18 protein-coding genes, 2 tRNA genes and 1 pseudogene are annotated in these 22,105 nt (G+C 41.6%); all 21 read right to left on the bottom strand.

Annotated features, from left to right (window positions below):
- On the bottom strand, window positions 1-573 hold a 573-nt coding region (rlmB, locus tag RHS_RS19550; RefSeq protein WP_047834116.1), incomplete at its 3' end, for a 23S rRNA (guanosine(2251)-2'-O)-methyltransferase RlmB.
- Window positions 574-679: 106 nt separating this feature from the next.
- Window positions 680-1,105, bottom strand: a pseudogene (locus RHS_RS19545) (Mini-ribonuclease 3); the annotation flags it as partial.
- A complete protein-coding gene (gene cysS / locus RHS_RS19540) occupies window positions 1,090-2,496 on the bottom strand; it encodes a cysteine--tRNA ligase (RefSeq protein WP_044293164.1) in 1,407 nt (468 codons plus the stop codon). The pseudogene RHS_RS19545 and the gene cysS, both read right to left, overlap by 16 nt.
- A 123-nt stretch (window positions 2,497-2,619) precedes the next feature.
- Window positions 2,620-3,771: a GNAT family N-acetyltransferase gene (gene eis / locus RHS_RS19535; RefSeq protein WP_047834115.1), complete on the bottom strand. Its 1,152-nt coding sequence runs from the start codon at window positions 3,769-3,771 to the stop codon at window positions 2,620-2,622.
- Window positions 3,772-3,790: 19 nt separating this feature from the next.
- Window positions 3,791-4,330 (bottom strand): 2-C-methyl-D-erythritol 2,4-cyclodiphosphate synthase, encoded by a 540-nt coding sequence (ispF, locus tag RHS_RS19530; RefSeq protein WP_027293459.1) that lies wholly within the window; start codon window positions 4,328-4,330, stop codon window positions 3,791-3,793.
- A 271-nt stretch (window positions 4,331-4,601) separates the two neighbouring features.
- Window positions 4,602-4,838, bottom strand: coding sequence for a hypothetical protein (locus RHS_RS19525; RefSeq protein WP_044293167.1), 237 nt, complete (start codon window positions 4,836-4,838; stop codon window positions 4,602-4,604).
- Between the two features lie 199 nt (window positions 4,839-5,037).
- A tRNA-Met gene (locus RHS_RS19520) sits at window positions 5,038-5,111 on the bottom strand.
- Window positions 5,112-5,129: 18 nt separating this feature from the next.
- Window positions 5,130-5,202 (bottom strand) — tRNA-Val (locus RHS_RS19515).
- A gap of 43 nt (window positions 5,203-5,245) precedes the next feature.
- Window positions 5,246-6,118, bottom strand: coding sequence for a VOC family protein (locus tag RHS_RS31410; RefSeq protein WP_052377749.1), 873 nt, complete (start codon window positions 6,116-6,118; stop codon window positions 5,246-5,248).
- 132 nt (window positions 6,119-6,250) lie between these two features.
- Window positions 6,251-6,802: a transposase gene (locus RHS_RS31405; RefSeq protein ID WP_027293457.1), complete on the bottom strand. Its 552-nt coding sequence runs from the start codon at window positions 6,800-6,802 to the stop codon at window positions 6,251-6,253.
- 302 nt (window positions 6,803-7,104) lie between these two features.
- Window positions 7,105-10,902 carry a phosphoribosylformylglycinamidine synthase gene (locus tag RHS_RS19500; RefSeq protein WP_027293456.1) on the bottom strand — a complete coding sequence of 1,266 codons (3,798 nt, stop codon included), beginning with the start codon at window positions 10,900-10,902 and terminating at the stop codon, window positions 7,105-7,107.
- 98 nt (window positions 10,903-11,000) lie between these two features.
- Window positions 11,001-13,352 (bottom strand): helicase C-terminal domain-containing protein, encoded by a 2,352-nt coding sequence (locus tag RHS_RS19495; protein WP_047834114.1) that lies wholly within the window; start codon window positions 13,350-13,352, stop codon window positions 11,001-11,003.
- Window positions 13,353-13,568: 216 nt separating this feature from the next.
- On the bottom strand, window positions 13,569-13,796 hold the full coding sequence (locus tag RHS_RS19490; RefSeq protein ID WP_027293454.1) for an HPr family phosphocarrier protein: 228 nt from the start codon (window positions 13,794-13,796) through the stop codon (window positions 13,569-13,571).
- A gap of 257 nt (window positions 13,797-14,053) precedes the next feature.
- Entirely contained in the window at window positions 14,054-14,818 is a 765-nt protein-coding gene (locus RHS_RS19485; protein WP_047834113.1) for a TIGR03915 family putative DNA repair protein, read from the bottom strand.
- A 40-nt stretch (window positions 14,819-14,858) separates the two neighbouring features.
- Window positions 14,859-16,190: a putative DNA modification/repair radical SAM protein gene (locus RHS_RS19480; RefSeq protein ID WP_044289274.1), complete on the bottom strand. Its 1,332-nt coding sequence runs from the start codon at window positions 16,188-16,190 to the stop codon at window positions 14,859-14,861.
- A 106-nt stretch (window positions 16,191-16,296) separates the two neighbouring features.
- The gene (locus RHS_RS19475; protein ID WP_242858438.1) at window positions 16,297-16,887 is read right to left on the bottom strand and encodes an isoprenylcysteine carboxylmethyltransferase family protein; all 591 of its coding nucleotides are present in this window, start codon (window positions 16,885-16,887) and stop codon (window positions 16,297-16,299) included.
- 208 nt (window positions 16,888-17,095) lie between these two features.
- Window positions 17,096-17,932, bottom strand: coding sequence for a P-loop NTPase (locus tag RHS_RS19470; RefSeq protein ID WP_047834112.1), 837 nt, complete (start codon window positions 17,930-17,932; stop codon window positions 17,096-17,098).
- A 39-nt stretch (window positions 17,933-17,971) separates the two neighbouring features.
- Window positions 17,972-19,159 carry an AI-2E family transporter gene (locus RHS_RS19465; RefSeq protein ID WP_044293170.1) on the bottom strand — a complete coding sequence of 396 codons (1,188 nt, stop codon included), beginning with the start codon at window positions 19,157-19,159 and terminating at the stop codon, window positions 17,972-17,974.
- A 16-nt stretch (window positions 19,160-19,175) separates the two neighbouring features.
- Window positions 19,176-20,519, bottom strand: coding sequence for a TrkH family potassium uptake protein (locus RHS_RS19460; RefSeq protein WP_047834111.1), 1,344 nt, complete (start codon window positions 20,517-20,519; stop codon window positions 19,176-19,178).
- A gap of 46 nt (window positions 20,520-20,565) precedes the next feature.
- Window positions 20,566-21,513 carry an alpha/beta fold hydrolase gene (locus RHS_RS19455; RefSeq protein ID WP_047834110.1) on the bottom strand — a complete coding sequence of 316 codons (948 nt, stop codon included), beginning with the start codon at window positions 21,511-21,513 and terminating at the stop codon, window positions 20,566-20,568.
- Between the two features lie 19 nt (window positions 21,514-21,532).
- Window positions 21,533-22,105 (bottom strand): VWA domain-containing protein (locus RHS_RS19450; protein WP_395023023.1); only part of this gene is annotated, 573 nt, incomplete at its 5' end.

Raw genomic sequence — 22,105 nt, 5'->3', positions numbered from 1 at the left:
TCCTTTTAAATCCTGCTTATACATCACTTCACCGTCCATATCTGCACAGACAAACCAAAGACCTTTTTCCTTTAACTCTTCTATTGTTTTCGCAAGATTTGTGACTTTGGCTACCGGTGTATAGTTAATAGCTCCAGCAGAAGTCTTAGCAACAGTTGCCGTAAGGCCTACTGCACGGCGTTTCGGAATGATAATGCCATGAGCCCCTGCCAGATTAGCTGTACGTATAATAGCTCCCAGGTTATGTGGATCTTCAATATTATCCAGCAATATAAGAAATGGAGGTTCGCCCTTTTCTTCTGCAATCTTCAAAATATCTTCCACTTCAGCATATTCATAAGCTGCTGCATAGGCAATAACCCCCTGGTGCTTGCCGGTTTCTGAGATCTGATCAAGCCTTTCCTTATCCACATAGTTAATAATGGTATCATGCTTTTTTGCTTCTCTTACGATGGTACGAACCGGACCATCCTGACAGCCATCCAGAACAAACAGCTTGTCAATCGGCTTTCCGGCACGAAATGCCTCTATTACAGCATTTCTGCCTTCTATTGTCAATTCCTCATATCTCATTGGTATTCTCCTTTACGGCTGCCTCTGTCATATCATCTTCTGCAATAGCATCAGCTGCCTTATCCACATTTATTTTATTTCGGACATTACTATCCACATTTTCCAGACTCCTAATACCCTCTTTTACCAGATCAATCATACGATGCATCTGGTTTTCCAAATACAGATATCCCATTAGTGCCTCGAATCCTGTTGCTTTTCTATAATCGAGCATTGTAGCATTTTTTGCCATCGTATAAGATTTGGCATTACGACCTCTTTTGTAAATCTGCTTTTCCTCATCTGTCAAAAGAGGCATAATCTTCTCTATCATTTCAGCCTGGGCAGATGCCTTCACAAGTGCACTTGCGTTCTTGTGAAGTTTATTTGCGGGACAATTCCCCTGGCAGACCACCAGCGTGCGGATTACCAGGTCATATATACTGTCTCCGATATATGCCAGTGTCAGCGGAGAATACGTCTTCATATCCAGATCATCCAGCCTAAACTGCTCTTTTAAATAATCAGAGAATGAATCTACGCCTTTTTCCATTTTACACCCTCTCTGGTATCTTCCAGAACAATGCCTTTTGCAAGCAGAGCATCACGGATTTCATCTGCTTTTTTGAAATCCTTTGCTTTTCTAGCCGCCTGGCGGTCTTCGATCATTTTTTCAATGTCCTCTGCCAGAATTTCTTCTTTTTTATCAACTATGATTCCCAGTACATCGCATAAGTTTACCATTTTATCCAAAACTGTCTGAATAAATGATTTTGAATTTTCTCCGGAAATATTTGTATTTACATACTTCACCATTTCGAAAATCGCAGAGATTGCATCTGCAGTATTGAAATCATCATCCATAGCTTCATCAAACTTAGTTTCAAATGCAGCCGCCTGGGTCAGGCTCTCTTTTTCTTCCAGTGACAATTCTTTATCCTCTGCATTTCCAACCAGAAATTTCAGGTTATCCACGGCAGTTATAATACGTTCCAGGCTTGTTTTGGAAGCTTCCATAAGGTCTGCACTGAAGTTGAGCGGACTTCTGTAGTGGGCACTGAGCATAAAGAAACGCAGTACCTGTAAGTCATACTTTTCGCCAATTTCACGCACTGTAAAGAAATTCCCAAGAGACTTGGACATTTTGCGGTTGTCAATATTTAAAAAGGCATTGTGCAGCCAGTATTTTGCAAAGTCTTTTCCATTGCAGCATTCACTTTGTGCAATTTCATTTTCATGGTGAGGGAATACCAGATCCTCTCCGCCTGCATGAATATCAATCTCTTCGCCCAGATATTTTTTAGACATCACCGAACACTCAATATGCCATCCCGGACGTCCTGCACTCCACGGAGATTCCCATGCCGGCTCTCCTTCTTTTTTTGGTTTCCAGAGTACAAAATCCAGCGGATCTTCCTTCTGGTCTTCTCCGGATACTAACAGGGAACGGTTTCCAGCACGTAAGTCATCCAGGTTCTTATGAGAAAGCTTACCATATTCATCAAACTTTCTGGTTCTGAAATAAACGGTTCCATTCACGTCATAAGCAAACCCTTTTTCAATCAGGGTGGAGATCATTTCAATCATTCCGCCGATTTCCATTGTAGCAAGGGGATGAGTTGTAGCCGGCAATACATTCATAGCAGCCATATCTTTTTTACATTCTGCAATATAGCGCTCCGATATCTCCTGGGCTGACACTCCTTCTTCGATTGCTTTCGCAATGATCTTATCATCTACATCCGTGAAGTTGGATACATAATTTACTTCATATCCCTTATGTTCCATATAACGTCTGACCGTATCAAAAACAATCATCGGCCTGGCATTTCCAATGTGAATAAAATTATATACGGTTGGTCCGCAGACATACATGCTTACCTTACCCGGTACCAAAGGCACAAATTCTTCTTTTTTCTTTGTTAAAGTATTGTATACTTTCATATTCTATTCTCTCCGTTCTATAAAATCTGATGTCTGTTCAGTCATAGGATTTATCTCTAATACCCAATGCCATTAGTCTATGCAAAAATCTTCCATTTGTCAATATCCCCGCAGCCTTTTCCGCTAAACTATTTCATCCAGAAATATTTTATTAAATAACTCTATCTTAGAAAGCGGCAGGCGATCCTCTTCTATCAAACCTTTAGCACCAAAAAATAATTTCGTCAGTGCTCCAACAGACAGGACCGCATCCACATCTTCCGCTCTGCAGTCTGTGATACGGCATGCACATCCTCCATTCTCACTCAAATCGAACCGGAAGATTCCATTATTGCCAGGAAGCATCCGGTCTTCTACCTTTATGGTAAAAGATACCGGTTCCCTGCTTCTCAGGCTGGAAGCAAAAGATTCCAGATGGACAATCCTTGCCATGATCAATGATGCAGTTTTGACAGCATTAGAATAGAGCCCTTCACGAAAAGCAGTAACTGTTATGGATTCATCCCGGGCATTATCAAATACACCCTTTTCATTATAATAGGAAAAAAGGGCTGGAATTACTTCTTTTTCATACTCAGCCGTACAAATCAGCTCCCGTATCTGCGGAGTTTCTTCCAATGCACTAAAGCAATAACCAACCGGTTTTCCTTCTGCCAAAAAAATAAGAATCCCGCCACGTTCACTTTCCTGCTCCTTAAGCAGACGGTTCATATATGCCGCTGTCCGGACCGTATATACTTGATAACGCTCTCTTAATAATTTTTCAGAAAGATCAGCCAGCTGGCAAAGATCCTCCTTTTCTGCCTCCTGTACCTGAATCTCAATCTCCATATGCCCCGGGGAACTATCCTCTTTACGGACAATCACGCTTTTCTGTTCATATATCGTTTCAAAATCAAAGGGTTTGTAAATCGCCTCTGCTGCAGGCATTAAGAACATAAATGCCTCATTTCTCTCATATCCGTCGCTCAATGCCCTTTGCAAAATGCTCTTCATCAGCCCCTGGTGTCTGGATTCCGGTCTGGTAGCAACCGCCACTATATAATGGGTGTCCACAGTTGTTTCACCAAGATGCACGGCATAGGGATTAAATTGTGCCATAGAAAGCAATCTCCAATCATCATCCACAATTCCGTAAATCAGATTATCCCTGGTACAGTATTCATAATAATAATCCAGAAATTCCTTTGTATCATCCGGGAAAATTTCTTCCCACAGCTTTCTGGTCTTGCCATAATCCTTATCCTCTAACCGGTAAACATCCCGTGAACTCATAATTGCGTTTCCTCCTGCACTATTTACAACAGCCGCCACAGCCCTGACACGCCCCGCCTGCCATTCTGTCATCTGCTGCCAGATCAAACATGGGAATCAACAGGCATACTGCCTGGGAACTAATCCCCTCTCCCGCTCCTGTAAATCCCAGTCCTTCTTCTGTTGTGGCTTTCACATTCACCTGATTCTCTTCTAATCCTAAAGCATCTGCAATATTTTTTACCATCTGAGGCATATAGGGCAGAAGCTTTGGTCTCTGTGCTATAATCGTAGCATCAATATTTTCGATCATATAGTTATTTTCTTCCAGAAGTTCTGACACATGCTTTAATAATGTAATACTGGATATTCCTTTATACGCTGGATCTGTGTCCGGAAAATGCTTTCCAATATCACCAAGTGCCGCTGCACCTAACAAGGCATCCATGATGGCATGTACCACGACATCTGCGTCTGAATGTCCCAACAGCCCTTTTTCATAAGGTATCAAAACACCGCCCAGAATCAAATCCCTGTCCGGCGTTAACTTGTGTACATCATATCCCATTCCAACTCTCATATCAACCTCCATTTTATTGGCTTGTAAAAAAAATTATGCGATTAACCTTTGCTGAGAATTCAGCTTAGACCAGTTAAGTTATCTTAAATCTTACCTATATTCATACCCGCCTGAATAGACTTTCATACAGACGGATTTTGCGAGTTACAGAATCATTATAAGTCATGAATAAGAGAAATGTCAAAGGCATATCTATATATTGAGAATTTTCATTTCTTTAGAAACGAAAAAACTCCCCGATCCAAGGACCAGGGAGCCTTCTATGTTTAAATTATTGAGCTGCTTCAGTTGTAGCTGCTTCTGTTGTAGCTGCTTCTGTTGTTGTAGCCTCTGTTGTAGCTGCTTCTGTTGTAGCTGCTTCTGTTGTTGTTGCTTCAGTTGTTACAGCTGTTGTAGCTGCTTCTGTTGTTGTAGCTTCTGTTGTTCCTTTATCAGAACTTCCACAACCTACTGCTAATGCTCCTGCTAATGCCATAACTGCCATTAAACCTAATACTTTTTTCTTCATAGTTATATCCTCCTCATATTGACGAGATGCATTTGCACCTCTGTTTCGTTACAGGGGGTATCTTACCACATCCAAAATTAGAATTCCTGCTATTTTTATTAAATAAAAGTGAAAGTTTTCTGACGTTTCTTAATTCTTCTTAAGAATTGTGTCATAATTTGACACAAAAAAAGCATAACGAAATATCATTATGCTTGTGTAGCGGAAGGGAGATTTGAACTCTCGACACCACGGGTATGAACCGTGTGCTCTAGCCAACTGAGCTATTCCGCCATATTTAATTAAAAGACATGGGACCTACAGGGCTCGAACCTGTGACCCTCTGCTTGTAAGGCAGATGCTCTCCCAGCTGAGCTAAGATCCCATGGTCAGCGGCCTGATTACCAAACCGCTTAGTCATTATACTATTAAATCCTTGAAAATGTCAAGCACTTTTTTTGATTAAATTCTACTTTTTCTCCGTCAGGACCAACTACCGTAAAAAACTTGACTCCAAACTCGAAAAACGGAAGTTCTTTTACCAGATAATCCAGGCTGTGAAGCCCGATCTTCTTCGCTTCATAAAAAGCTTCATCAATATCATATACATCCAGGGCAATGTGATCAATATGGCCTGCTCCTCTGGTTTTTAATTCTTCCAGACCTGCTCCTGCCATCTGTATTAATTCCAGAGTAAAACCTTTGAGATAAACAAATGCAATCTCTATTCTTCCATCCGGTGTATCCAAGTACCCTTCTCCCGTCTTACGGAATCCAAGCTTTTCATAGAATACAATGGAATCCTTCAGGCTTCTTACTTTAACTGCAAGATGTGCCCATCCCTGTAATCCGGATTTACAGCCATATTCCGCACTGTTATCGTGGCAGAATTCCACAACTTCGTGATTCGGTCCGACAAAATTTGCCCCTCTCACACCCTTCGTGCCAAGATGCTCATAACAGGTAATCCCGTTACTGGTAGATGCATGATATTTCAATCCTTTTTTTAAAGCCAGTTCCACACATTTTTCTAAATCCGGTGTATCAATTGCATAATGGTCTAAAATGCCGTCTTTTCTTTTAGCCACTTCAGCCAATTCGCTGCCGGAAGGCTGAAATAACTCCAAAACCAGATCACCCAGCTGCAGAAAAGCGACATCAATTTTATAGGGATTCATTACTATTTTTTCATGAAATTTTTTAAATCCCAGATTCTCTTCATACCAGGCAACAGCCTCTTTTAAATTTACTACCGGTATCCCCAGATGCTGAACTCCGGTTATATTCTCACTCAAGTTCATAGCCTGTCCTCCTTGCCATTTTCTTACTTTATTGTAGCACAACTATCGGCAATGAGAAACCTTAATTTTTCTTTAATTTTTCCAAAATAGCATTATAGTAATTCCTTTTTTTCGTTATTATATATATAGGAATTAAATCTGCCTGTATTCCCTTCGGTGATAGCCTTTGAATTTATACAAGGCTGTTTCCTGATCTGCATCCAGATAATTCATCCAAACTTCTGTATCAATAATTCCGGTTTTATATCTGCCAATGTAGTCATTGTAACTGCACCACCAGTAATCTCCCAGATTTTTTACAGTATGACAGACAACCGGAATCAAATGTATCTTACCACAATATTTAAATACATTCACCCAGCCTTCGATTTCCTCGCTTTCATAATATCCGCAGATCCGCTTCTGAAGCCGGTGATCTGCATTTTGATTATAATAACGGGAAAACTCTCTGGTTACTTCTTTCAGCACTTTTGTATTCACCCTGCTATTGTGCGTACTGATCACCATATGTACTTCTGTATCAGTGATACAATATGCAAAAATCCGGAATTCTATTTTTCGCCGGACTAAGGCGACAATATCCAGAAACTTTTTCTTGTCAATTTCATCTGCAAATACATTTTTTTGATTTTTCCATTTTAGATTTGAATAATAGACGTGCGTATCCCTCACTATACGTGGCATTAGATTGCCCTCCTTCATATCAGCAAATTTTCATATACTCCATTTCTCACTTTTACTGCCCCTCTTAGTCCTATGATGGTGCAGTGACAATATATCCCATTTTTCGACAAATTGCAATATGTTTTAATTTTTTGCAATAAGTTGTGTCAATTATTGCTTTTTCTTATTCCACAAGAAACATTCTGAATCTCAAGTGCCACGTTTCGTTGCTGTTTTATACAGGATTCGACAAGGTAATCTGGGTCGTTTGGGCATAAAAAAACAGGCATCCCGCGAAAAAGCGGAATACCTGCCTCTATTTTTTATTTAAAATAAGCTACACCGGATTCAAAGATTTTCAGATCCTGTTCTCCGTAAATATTAATTGCCACAGAAGCATCACGTCTTTCTGAATGTGCCATTTTACCAAATACACGGCCATCCGGGCTTGTAATACCTTCGATGCAGCAATAAGAACCATTTACGTTCCATTCGCCATCTGCGCTCAGTTCTCCGTCAGCATTTACATACTGAGTGGCTACCTGTCCATTGGCAAAAAGTTTCTGCAGCCATTCTTCATTTGCTACAAATCTTCCTTCCCCGTGAGAAGCCGGGTTTACATAGGTCTTTCCAAGTTCCGCCTGTGCAAGCCAGGGAGATTTATCGGAAACTACTTTTGTATATACCATTTTGGAAATATGGCGTCCAATGGTATTGAAAGTCAATGTCGGCGAATCGGCAGTCTGTCCTGTAATTTCTCCGTTTGGTACCAGCCCCAGTTTAATCAGAGCCTGGAATCCGTTACAGATACCAAGTGCCAGACCGTCTCTCTCATTTAATAATTTCATAACTGCTTCTTTGATTTTCGCATTCTGGAATGCGGTAGCAAAGAATTTTGCAGATCCGTCCGGTTCATCACCTGCAGAGAATCCACCCGGGAACATAATCATTTGGGAGCTGTTAATTGCTTTTTCAAAGATATCAACAGAATCACGAATATCAGCAGCACTTAAGTTTTTGAAGACTTTTACAATGACGTCTGCTCCGGCACGTTCAAATGCCTTCGTGCTGTCATATTCACAGTTGGTTCCTGGGAATACAGGTATAAATACCGTTGGTTTCGCCACTTTATTTTTACATGTATAGACATTTTTCCCATGAAACAGACCATTTTCGATCACTGCATCTTCAACTGCGGATGTTACACTTATCGTAGAAGGAACATCTGATTCTTCAGAATCCGGTACAGACTTAAATACTTTTTCCAATGTTCCGGTCCAGCTTTCCAAAGCTTCCTCCAAAGTGATCCTGGTATCTGCATATTCAAATACCGGAGTATCCAGTACTTCACCGATTACCGTATAGGAAATGGAAAGTTCTCCTACTTTACCATCCGGTACTTCTGCCACAATATTACCAAATCCTGCTGCAAACAGATCTCTCTTGTCTACATTATGCTCTATTCTTACTCCCATATGGTTTCCAAATGCCATTTTACTTACTGCTGCAGCCAGTCCTTTGGCATCCAGTGTATATGCGGAAATAATCTTTCCAGCTTTTACATCTTCAAAGAACCTGCCATACTGATCCATGATCTGTGTATAATCAGGCAGATCATATTGATCTGTCTCTATCTTTAACAATACCAGCTTACTTCCGGCTCTTTTAAGTTCCGGTGTGATTATGTGTTTGTCACTGGCAACGTCTACTGCAAAAGATACTAAGGTAGGCGGTACGTCAATTTCATTAAAGGAACCGGACATACTGTCTTTTCCGCCGATGGATGGAAGTCCAAATCCAAGCTGTGCGCTGTATGCACCTAAAAGTGCTGCAAACGGCTGGCTCCAACGGGAAGGATCTTCTGTCATACGTCTGAAATATTCCTGGAATGTAAAACGGATTTTGCTGTAATCCCCGCCTGCTGCCACTATTTTTGCAACAGATTCCAGAACTGCATATACGGCACCGTGATATGGACTCCAGCTTGATAAGTACGGATCAAATCCATAGCTCATCATGGTTACGGTATCTGTCTTTCCTTTTAATACCGGAAGCTTCGCTACCATAGCCTGGGTTTCTGTCAGCTGATATTTTCCTCCAAATGGCATAAATACAGAGCCTGCTCCGATGGAACCGTCGAACATTTCAACAAGTCCCTTCTGGGAACACGTATTTAAATCTTTCAGCGTATCCAGCCATTTTTCCCTGACATCCCCTACTTCTTCTCTTACAAAGAATTTATCCTGCTCGGATGGGATATCTACCGAAACACTGGTTTCCTGATGAGCACCGTTGGTATCTAAGAATGCTCTGGAAATATTAACGATCTCTTTTTCTCTCCAGATCATAACCAGTCTCTTCGCTTCCGTTACGACTGCCACTTCGATTGCTTCCAGGTTTTCTTCAACTGCATAAGCCAGGAACTGCTCTGCATCTTTTGGATCCACTACAACTGCCATTCTCTCCTGTGACTCTGAAATCGCAATTTCTGTTCCGTCCAGACCTGCATATTTTTTCGGGACTTTATCCAGGTAAATATGAAGTCCATCCGCTAATTCTCCGATTGCAACGGATACTCCGCCTGCACCAAAGTCATTACATTTTTTAATTAACTTACTTACTTCTCCACGGCGGAACAGACGCTGGATTTTACGTTCCGTTGGCGGATTTCCTTTTTGTACCTCTGCACCGCAGGTTTCAATGGATTCCTCCGTATGTACCTTGGATGATCCGGTTGCACCGCCGCAGCCGTCACGTCCGGTACGTCCGCCCAGCAGGATAATAATATCGCCCGGATCAGATGTCTCACGGATAACGGCTTTTCTTGGAGCTGCCCCCAGGACTGCACCGATTTCCATTCTCTTAGCAACGTAATTCGGATGATAAACTTCTTTTACCAGTCCCGTTGCAAGTCCGATCTGATTCCCATAGGAACTGTAGCCGTGTGCTGCGCTTCTTACAATCTTCTTCTGGGACAGTTTTCCCTTTAAAGTCTCTTTAACAGACACCGTAGGATCAGCCGCTCCTGTTACACGCATTGCCTGATACACATAAGTACGTCCGGAGAGAGGATCACGGATCGCTCCGCCAAGGCAGGTTGCCGCTCCGCCAAATGGTTCGATTTCAGTCGGATGGTTATGTGTTTCATTTTTAAAGTTGATCAGCCATTCTTCTGTCACACCGTCGATTTCTACCGGCACAACAATACTGCAGGCATTGATTTCATCTGATTCTTCCTGATCCTCCAGTTTTCCTTCTTTTTTCAGCTTGCGCATCGCCATCAGAGCAAGATCCATCAGGCAGACAAATTTATCGTCTCTTCCTTTAAAGATTTCTTCTCTATCCTTTAAATACTGCTGATAAGTTCCAACGATCGGATCTTTATAATAACCTTCTCCAAATACTACATCTTTTAATTCCGTTGAGAAAGTAGTATGGCGGCAGTGATCGGACCAGTATGTATCCAGTACACGGATCTCTGTCATGGAAGGATCTCTTTTTTCTTCACCCTTGAAATAATTCTGGATATGTTTGAAATCCTTAAATGTCATAGCCAGATTTAAAGAACCATAAAGCTCTTCTAACTTTTCTTCGTCCATTATGGTGAATCCGTCAAATATTTTCACATCTGCAGGCTCATCAAACTTCGTTACCAGAGTCTGTGGCTTTACCATGTCAGTTTCTCTGGAATCTACAGGATTGATACAATAGGATTTGATTGCTTCGAATTCTTCCTCGTTAATGCTTCCTTCCAATACGTAGGTAGTAGCTGAACGGATAATCGGTTCTTCATCCTCATTCAGGAACTTTACACACTGTACTGCGGAATCTGCCCTCTGGTCAAATTGTCCCGGAAGGAATTCTACCGAAAACACTTTTGCCCCATCTGCTATATCAAAACTCTCTTCATATAAGGTATCTACCGGCGGTTCGGAAAATACCGTATTGCAGGCAGCTTTATAAACTTCGTCGGAGATATTCTCCACATCATAACGAATCAATACACGAACACCTGTTAATGAACTGATTCCTAAATAACTGTGAATCTCATGTCTTAATTCTTTTGCCTGCACTGCATATGCCGGCTTCTTCTCCACGTACACTCTTCTAACGTTGCTCATAGGTTCCTCCATGCTTTTGTGATTATTTCTTAGGTTTAACTTCTTTTTTATTCTACCACCTGGTGGTAGTTATGGCAAGGAGGGTTTTTCGTTAAAATTTACGGGGCATTTCTTTCCTGCCAAAACGCCTCCAGCTTCCCCTCCAGATTATCCAGTCGGCAAGTCTCATAGTTATCCCACTCCCTTGGGAACAGATACTGGTACTGCCTCTGCATAAACCGTTCATCTAACAGCATGATCACCCCCTGGTCATCATCTGTCCTGATTACCCTGCCCGCTGACTGCAATACTTTATTCATTCCCGGATACAGATATGCATAAGAAAATCCATCCATATTCCGTTTATCATAATAATTTTTCAGGATTTCCCGTTCATTGCAAATCTGCGGTAATCCGGTACCAATGATCAGTGCTCCAATCAAACGGTCTCTTTTCAGATCAATCCCTTCGGAAAAGATCCCGCCCATTACGCAAAACCCTACCAGACTGTTCTTCTGCTCACGCTCAAATTCCTGCAGAAATTCTTCCCGTTCCTCTTCTTTCATATTGCTGCTCTGGCATATGCAAATCACATCTTCTCCCATCTCTTCCCGAAAGATTTCCTCTACTTCTGTCATCAGCTTATAGGACGGAAAGAACACCAGATAGTTCCCTTTCTGTCCCTCTATGGTTTTTTTAATATACCATGCCATTTTCTGATATTCGCCAAAACTTCTTCTGGTATATTTACTGCTGATATCCGTACCGATTAATACCTTTTTTTTACCGGGATCGAAGGATGATTCTGCATAGATTGTATAGTCGTCTTCTGCTTCACTTAACAGCTCCATATAATATTTTACGGGAAGCAGCGTTGCCGAAAAGTATATGGTACTATTTCCTTTATCCAGACATTCCTGGATATTTTTTGACGTATCTATACAAAAAAGTTTTACCTTGAAGCGTCCATCCTCTTCCATTTCTGAATATATGACATAATTTTCATCCAACCGCTCATGGGTATCCAAAAATGCCCTTGCTTCAAAATAAAGATTTGTAATGATTTCTTTTACACTGGGTTGTTCCGATTCCTCCAGGAATTTTTCAATTTCAGCACACAAATTCATTAATGCAATGACAAGAGGACCTACATTTTCTAAAACTTCATAATTCTGGCACTCCCTTTTCATTTCCAGCATAATCTTATTACATTTTTCCAATTGGCGTTCCAGTTTCCTGCTGTATGGCTTAACGGCTCTTTTAACCTCCAAAAGCTCTTCTTTATACAGGCTTGCACTGAACATCTGCCTACCACGTTCCACCAGGTTGTGGGCCTCATCTATCAGAAACAGATAATCTCCCTGCATCCCCTCCCCAAAAAAGCGCTTCAGACTGGCTCTGGGATCGAATACATAATTATAATCGCAGATAATGGCATCTACCCATACGGATAAATCCAATGATAATTCAAAGGGACATACCATCCATTTTTCTGCCTGCTCCAATATATCCTCCCGAAAAAACCGGCTTTTTTCATTCAGAAGTTCATAGACGGCATCGTTGATCCTGTCATAGTGGCCCTTTGCATAGGGGCAGTCCTGAGGATTACAAAGAGTCTCTTCACAAGGGCATATTTTCTCTTTTGCCGTTAAGATAATCACTTTGTACTGAAGTCCCTGCTCTTTTAAAAGTTCAAAGGCTTCTGCCGCTACTGTTCTGGTAATGGTTTTTGCAGTCAGATAAAATATCTTATCTCCTAATCCTTCCCCCACCGCCTTCACTGCAGGGAATACCGTTGAAATCGTCTTGCCAACCCCGGTCGAAGCCTGAATAAATAATTTCTTTTTTCTTTGGATCGTGCGGTAAACAGCACCAGCCAATCCTTTTTGCCCATCTCTGTATTCAAAGGGAAATGCGATCTCCCTGATAGAATCTGTCCGTGTCTGTCTCCATTCCTTTTGAAAAACCGCCCATTTCTGATACTCCTCCACCAGTTTTTGAAACCACTCCTGCAGATCTTCAAATCTGTATTCCTGGTAAAACCGCTTTATCACCTCTGTATCCAGATTACAATAGGTCATCTGTACTCCTATATTTTCCAGCTTCTCTTCATTGGCATAAATATAGGCATAACACATTGCCTGTGCCAGATGAACCCCCACCGGTTCATTCAAAAACTCCAGATCCCGGTAAACACCTTTGATCTCATCAATCATGACCCCTGATTCATCTACCTGTATTCCGTCTGCCCTTCCCTCAATACTGATTGCAAAATTTTCAAACTCCACCAAATGTTTCAGCGGCACCTCTGCCTTATATGCCGCCCCCATCTGACCCTGGATTTTCCGGTGCAGCTTACTGCCAAGCTGCATAGCTTCTTTGTCCGCCATCGCCCCTCTTCGATTATCTATATCACCGCTGCGCAAAATGAATTCTACCAGATTACGCACTGAAATCCGTATTACATCCAATTCCCTGTCTCCTCTTCCAACCGATTCCTGAAAATCGTTCTTAAAACAGTACTAACAATAGTATGTTCGTATATGGTTCTCATTATAGCACAAAAAGCGCATAACCTCTATCCAAGATTATGCGCTTGCTTTTCCATATGATGTGAAACGGCTTTTCGGGGTAAATCCCCCCGAAGTGGGGCGTGCAGATGGCGGAAATGAATATTCAAACCCGCTCTAAGATGCGCAATACTTACTTAATACATTCTCGAACTGCATATCTTCTCCGCCGTATTTTACAGTAAGTACACGTGTCAGGTCTAAGCTTAGCACGCCTAATATAGATTTGGCGTCAATGACAACTCTGTTATAGAATACATCGATATCAAAATCACATTTACCTGCAGTTGATACAAATTCCTTTACTTCATTGATTTCGGAAAGCTTAATTTTCCTTTCTGACATACTTTTCACCTCACTTAACCATGTTTGACTAATTTATTTGTTGCCATATTATGTCATGTCAAAAAGAATTTGTCAACACTGCATTTTTGTGATCTTTTTATGGTATCGATTTCGCTCCGTCATTTTATCCAATTATATTAGAAAAGAATTTTTCAATCTATGAATTATAACTATTCTATTTCGTTTCCAACTCTGATGATTACCTACAACACCAGCAAATTATCTATGAATTTCTTCCAAAATTTTACATATTAAAATTAGAATTCCAGCATGTATTTTCTTCGCTTTAATGGTACAAGTTTACGTTGCAGCTGCTGATTCTGACGTTCTTTGATACCAATACTGTTACAGAATCCTTTCCAAAGCTTTTGAAACTCCAGCTCCCTTTCCGATGCCCGGTATAAATCCTCCGGGTCGTTCACTTCGCCGGCAACCACTACCCACTCTTTTCCAATCTCATGCACCATAAGCATCTGATTAGTTTTATCAAATAACAAAAAATTTTCATTGGGAAAACGATTGGCAAAATGATCTCCGATTATAGGAATAATTTTATTTTCAGGCTCGATTACAGAACTGAGTATTTTATTTTGAAGTTCCTTAAACCGTATAAACCCCAGATAGTGATGTGCTTCATTCCCCACGCTTCGGGATAACTCAAATACTTTACATACATGAGGGTTTCCCAGGTTCTGTATCACCGGTCCCCGGTAATTACCGCTAAGCCCCAGCACAATCATGCGGTAAATTGCATCTGCTTTGTCATTCTCTTTGGACAGGGTGGCCTGATAAAGCGCCTCATAATCTTCTTCCACCATCTTTTCCCGTATTGTTCTGGCTACCTTAAATGCTTTCTCATGATCCACCGGAACATCCACATACCTTGCAAAAAGTTCATAATTAACATCCGTTCCTGTCTGCAGTGCCACATTGCCGTGCCCCAGCCTGCTGGCCCAAGCATCGTACACTCCGGTAAAGATACCATCCGTACTGTCTTCACATCTGAATATTGTCTTCTCCATATGCTTACCTCCTGATTTCTATAGAGCGTTCTTAAATTACTTATGCCTGAACAATCAGCTTTTGTGCATAAGCATTCATATTTGCATCTACGTTATAATCATCAAACAGGCTCAGCTGGCGATATCCGTTTGCTTCAAAGGGAAGCTTTTCTCCCACGCTTAACAGATTGCGCAGAATATAATCTTCATCAATTTTAACAGGATACATCATTCTTCCCTGGCAGGTAATAAAATACAATGCTCTTTTGAGTACTACTCCCATCTTCTTTAAATCCTCAAACTTCAGATTACCAAATCTTCTTGCCTGCACTATTCTTCTTGCCGACTTTGTTCCTATTCCGGGTACCCGTAGTAATGTAAAATAATCTGCCCGGTTAATTTCAATTGGAAAATTCTCCAGATGCCCCAATGCCCAGTCACATTTCGGATCAATCAGCACGTTAAAATTCGGCCGTTTTTCTGATAGCAGTTCTCCCGCCTGAAATCCGTAAAAACGCAGCAGCCAGTCAGCCTGATACAGCCGGTGTTCCCGTAAAAGGGGCGGTCCCCCCGGCAGCATGGGCAGATTTGAGTCTTCATTCACATGCACAAATGCAGAATAAAACACACGCTTTAAGTCAAACTTCTGATACAGGGACTCTGCTACTGAGATGATCTCATAGTCATTCTCCGGCGTCGCTCCGATAATCATCTGGGTACTCTGTCCTGCCGGCACAAATTTTGGTGCACTTCGATATACCGCCACGTCATATCGGTTCTCTTCCCGTCTGCTCTGAATCTGCCGCATAGGTGCCAGAATTGTTTTGCGTGACTTATGAGGCGCCAGCTTCTTCAGACCTTCAGACGTGGGGAGTTCCAGATTGATACTCATTCTGTCTGCCAGAAACCCGGTCTTATCTATTAAATCCTGGGAGGACCCCGGAATTGCTTTCACATGGATATATCCCTGAAAATGATATTCATTGCGCAGCTTATACAAAGTCTGATAAAGAAGCTCCATAGTATAATTTGGATTATGCAGTACCCCGGAACTTAAGAATAACCCTTCTATGTAATTTCTTCGGTAAAATTCCATTGTCAGCTCACATACTTCTTCTGGTGTAAAGGAAGTACGCACTACATCATTGGAAGCTCGGTTGATGCAGTACTTACAGTCAAATATGCATTCATTTGTAAATAAAATCTTTAACAGCGATATACATCTGCCGTCTGCTGAAAAACTATGGCAGATTCCCGGGGCTATACAATTGCCGATTCCTTTTCCATTTCCCTTGCGGTCAACACCACTGGAAGTACAGGCCACATCATATTTCGCCGCATCCGATAAAATCTGTAATTTGTCATATACACTCATCGATTCCTGAATCTTCATATAAAATCACACCCCGAACATTTGTTTGTATCTATTGTAGCACACGTTTGTCCGGGATGCAAGTTTTTTTCGAACATATATTCGTTTTTTATTTGTTGATGAACCCTTAGAAAAAGCAAAAATATCTTCCCGTTATCTGCTTATAGACAAGATACTCTTCGCCAAACACAATCTCAAGATATTTTTCTTCCTGTAAGATCTGAAGATGAAGCACCAGAATCGTACATACCGTCACGGCCAAAAGTACAGGATTAAAAAATGCGGTTAAGATTCCAAGATACATCAGATCAAATCCTAAGAATGCAGGATTCCTGCTATATTTATAGATGCCTTCTGTTATCATACTGGTATCTTCCTGATCCGGTATCCCTGCACGCCAGCTGTCTCTCATAGTCCACATAGCAATGATAAAGATTACTACTCCTGCTGCTGCCGCAATAATGCCTGCAATCCGGATGAATTCATTAAAATACCAGTGTGTTCCTTTTAATATACTGCCCAGTTCAAAAAAAACAATAAGTACCGTCAACACACCCAATACTCTTTCCACCAAAAGCGTAACAAAGTCTTTTTTGCCTTTTCCCATCTGATTTGTCTTTATTCCCTTTTTTCTCTGAAATAGCATTTTTGAAAAGTATGCCCCATAAAAGCATATTAGAATAATAACTCCACTTATTTGCATAATACTCATTCTCATCCATACTCCTCCTCTTTCTATAACATATGTTCATCTGTTCATATATGATAACATATATTTCCATAAATGCAAAGTATTTTCTGAATTTATTATTTCATTTCAGGTGGTTTTTATTCCAAAATTTTCAATATCTGCAAATGGTATGTAGTTTACCCTCTGATATGCAAAACATGCAGTGCTGAAAAAGCCACTGCATGTAATATCATAACTATTTAATTTTCCGCAATGCTTCTGCAGCATCACTGATATACTCATTTTCGGCCTCTTCAAAACATCCTTCATCCGCCATTCTTGCGAATTCCGGATCGATCGGCATTTTGCCTAACAGTTCTACGTCCAGCTCTTTTGCAATGTCTTCAATATGGCTTTCTCCAAAGATCTTAATCTCTTTGCCGCAATCCGGACATTTTAAATAGCTGTAGTTTTCAACGATTCCAAGCACCCGGATGTTCATGCTCTTCGCCATACTGTATGCTTTCTTTACGATCATACGTACTAAATCCTGCGGGGAAGATACAATCACAATTCCATCTACCGGAAGTGACTGGAATACCGTAAGGGGGACATCACCTGTTCCCGGAGGCATATCCACAAGCAGATAATCCAGTTCTCCCCAGATTACGTCCGTCCAGAACTGTTTTACCATATTAGAAATTACCGGACCTCTCCAGATTACCGGAGCTTCCTCGTCCGGAAGCAGAAGGTTTACAGACATAACTTTAATATCATTTTGAGCGAGCATCGGATAAATTCCCTGATCGTCGCCCTGTGCAGGACCGTGGAGTCCATACATTTTAGGAATAGACGGACCGGTAATATCCGCATCCAGAATTCCTACCCGGTACCCCTGAGCGGTCAGCTTATTTGCAAGAGATGCGGTAACCATAGATTTACCAACTCCACCCTTACCGCTGACGATTCCGATTACATGTTTGATCTCCGTATAGATATTAGGTTCCACAAGAAAACTTTTCGGATTCTTGCTTGGACACCCTTCGCAACTTTCTTTGGTACAGCTTGAATTGCTGCATTCTTTTTCTGACATGATTTTTCCTCCTTAAAACTTATTATCTTTTTATATCCATCATTTCTGATTTTTTGATTTTTGAATTTTCTCTCCTACAGACTCAATGTACTTAGCTTCCGGGACAGCTTTCTTTTTTAATCTTCCATATACGGACTCCCGGAACAGTGCATATAGGACTGATACCAGTGGTACAAAGACCAGCATTCCGAAAAGTCCCATCAGGCTTCCGCCCAAAGTTACGGCAATCATAACCCAGAGGCTTGGCAGCCCTACGGAATTTCCAACAACTCTCGGATACATAAAGTGCTCATCTATCTGCTGAAGTACAATAATAAATACAACAAACCAAAGTGCTTTAATTGGGTTGGTTACCAGAATCAGCAGCGCTCCCAGTCCGGTACCGATAAACGCTCCAAGCACCGGAATTAAGGTTGTAAATCCAATCAGTACCGAAATACTGATCGCATATGGAAAATTGAATATTAACATTCCAATATAGCAGAGCAGTCCAAAGAGCAAGGCTTCCATACACTGCCCCGAAATAAACCCGGTAAATGTCCTGCTTGTCAGATGTCCGATTTCCGTAATTCGGTCCGCCTTGCCCTGAGGCAGATAAGCATACAAAATTTTACGGAACTGGGTACCCAGTTTTTCTTTTTGTGCCAAAATGTAAATGGAGAAAATGACCCCCAGCATGATAGTTGTCAGCACACCGATCACTGATGTTGCCACTCCAAGAGTGGAAGACAATACATTTGTAACACCGCTTTGCAAGACTCCCAGCACCCGTTCTACGATAGACGGCCAATTCACTTCTAATTTTGATATATAGTCCGTAATATCCGGATAGTTCTTCGCCAGACCTTTAAGCCAGCCGTCTAACTGGTCTATAAATTGTGGAAATCCCTGATTCAGTGACTTCACTGTGTTTACCATTTCCGGAATTACAGTCATAATAACAAATACGATAATTCCGATCGCAAGGGCATATGAAAGGATAATGCCGGTAAAACGAAGGACATTTTGCTTATCTTTGATCACTTTTCCCAGGTATTTCTCAAAAAACCGCAGGGGCACATTTAGCACGAATGCGATCGCACCACCCAAAATGATTGGTGAGCAAATGCCGATGACATAACTTAACCCCCGAAAGAGTAAGTCATGATTATTCAACCCCCAATACAGCACAATAGCAAAAGCGATTGCAATAAAAATAGTTTTCTTATTATTGATTTTAAATTCCAAGCTTTAAGCTCCTTCCTTATCCTACAAGTATTTTTTCCTGAGGAAGCTCGATTGGAGATATCTTTTTTCTTTCTGTAAAGGAAAGAGCAAATGACAGACTTCCTAATCTTCCGCAGTACATTAGTATCATAACTGCAATTCTTGAAACCGGCAGTAACTCTCTGGTAATCCCAGTGGTCATGCCTACCGTACCGATACCGGACATGGCTTCGAACATTACATCCGTAAGCTGCAGGGGCTGAATAGTACAAATCAGCATTACTGCCCCCAAAGAAAGAATTAGGTTAATACACAAAACTGCACTTGCCTTCTTAATGGCTTCATCATCTATCCGGCGCTTAAATATATTAATTCCTCTGGTCCGCATCATGGATGCACGCATGTACATGATAAATACCACAACCGTAGTTGTCTTGATACCTCCCGCTGTAGAACCGGGGCTGCCGCCAATAAACATCAAAATGGTTGTCAGAAGCTTACTGCTCTGGGACAGCGCCGCAGTATCGGTTGTATTAAATCCAGCCGTTCTAGCTGTTACTGAATCAAACATCGCGGTGAGAAAAGCTTCTCCATTCCCCATATGGGCTGATAAATTATTTCTCTCAAAGATGGCAAACAGAAATGCTCCGCCAAATACCAGAATACCGGTTGTAATGATAACAATTTTTGAATGTACATGAAATTTCTTAAAATGCCATTTATGAATGATAATATCATCCCACACCAAAAATCCAATTCCACCAATAATAACCAGAGACATGATTGTCAGGTTTACCAGCCAGTCCCCGGAATATTGCGTCAGGGAAGCATAGGGTTCATATTTCCCCATCAGGTCAAATCCTGCATTACAAAAGGCGGATATGGAATGAAAAATTCCGTTTCCAACTCCTTCAATCAGCCCGAATTCCGGAATAAATCGAATGGAAAGCAGTATTGCCCCGGTTCCTTCTATAATCAGGGTCCCAATCAATATCTTTTTTACGAATCCCACCACTCCGCCAAGCTGCATGGCATTGAGGCTCTCAGATATCAAGCCCCTTTCCCGAAGGCCAATCCTTCTGTGCATAGCCATTGCAAGAAGCACTCCAAATGTCATAAACCCAAGCCCGCCAATCTGTATCATTGTAATAATGACAATCTGGCCGAAGAGACTCCAGTGGGTATACGTATCAACCACTACAAGCCCTGTGACACAGGAGGCACTCGTTGCTGTAAACATACAGTCTAAAAACGGCGTTACGGTCCCATTTCTACTGGAAACAGGAAGCATCAGAAGCAGTGTTCCACCCATAATCAGAAGAAAGAATCCCAGTGCAATAATCTGCATTTTTGATAGTTTCTTACGAGTTATTTTTATCATTCTGCCAATTCTGATTTCACCAATGTCCTACGCTCTAGAGACTGCTCTAGCCAAGACTTTTCAGGAAATCCAGAACCCTTTCTTCATATTCTTTTCTTGCAATATAATAACTTTCCGCATGTGAGGCTCCTTTTACAATCCAGATCTGTTTTCTGGACGCACATGCATCGTAGATTTCTCTGCCCATGCTGGCGGGAACAAATCTATCCTTATCGCCATGAATAATGAATACAGGAATGTCTGTATTCGCTACTTCTTTTCTGGCATCACAGTCTTTAAAACCATACCCGGCTGTAAATTTATTAATCAGATTCACTACCGGCAAAACCGGATATACCGGACAATGATATTTATTCTTTAAAAGATACGCAAATTCTTCCCAGGGGGATGTGAATCCGCAGTCCGCCACAATTCCCTTTACGGAAGGAGGAAGACTTATGGAACTGGCCATTAGTACCGCTGCCGCTCCCATTGATATTCCATGCAGGTAAATAGAACATTTTCCATTATAACGGTCATGCAGAAAACGTGTCCAGCGGTAAACATCTTCCCGGTCCAGACAACCATATCCCACATATTTACCTTCGCTGGCGCCATGTGCTCTGTCATCCACCAACAGAACGTGATAACCGTTTTCATGGAAGAAATAGGACATGGCTGCATACTCATTATCCCCACAACTGGTATATCCATGTACTGCCAGCACAACTTTTTCTGAATCTTCTTTCGCCGGAAGCAGCACACCTTTTAACTTAAGTCCGTCAAAGGAAGTGATACTGACCGGCTCAGTTTTTTGCTGATCCAGCCATGCCAGCCTGTTGCGTATAAACGGCAGGGTTGTTTCCCAATGGGTTCCCGCTTTCGCTTCTTCCGTTGCATGTCTGGGCGGATTTTCCACTCTGGGCACTGCCCTTCTCCAGAAAGCATAGGAGCCTGCGCCTACTGCTGCGCTCCCTGCTGCAATTGCTGCTTTTATTACTTTTGAAGTTTTCATAAACATCTACTCCTTTCTACTACCATTCCAATAGCTTCTTTAAATAAAGGCAAACGACATTTGAAAAGCTGCTGATATCACGGATATATGCAAAATCTTTCCCGAAAATCTTTTTCTCCGCTGCCAGATCATGTTCTTTCCCTGCAAATACTCCCAATACAAATATTCCCATATTCCGAAGCTTTCGCACCTCGAAAGCAGTATCTGACACTGCATAATCCCCATGATACGGTTTGGGATTCCGACTGCCTGGACGGTTTACAATCACATCATTCGGCCTGCCATCACTTAATACAATCAAAATTTTATTTTCTTCTTCCCGCTGATACAGGGAATCACCTGCCGCCCGGATTGCCAGACCATCACGGTTATTCGAAGACGTGGTATACTCAAATATCTTGCGGTTTGCACTTCTGTTCTCGTCATATTCACGAAAACGCTGCATTACCGTATAATCCCAGAAGCTGCAAAAACTCATAACCCGGTGAGGAATCCCCACGTTACTAAGCGCCTCACTGATTATAAACGACTGAAGTGCTACCTGCCCCTGACGGTCCCTCTGGGATCCGCTGGCATCCATCAGAATATCCAC

It is taken from the genome of Robinsoniella sp. RHS, from assembly GCF_001029355.1.
GTDB lineage: Bacteria > Bacillota > Clostridia > Lachnospirales > Lachnospiraceae > Robinsoniella > Robinsoniella peoriensis.
This window is presented reverse-complemented; position numbering and strand designations above follow the sequence as displayed.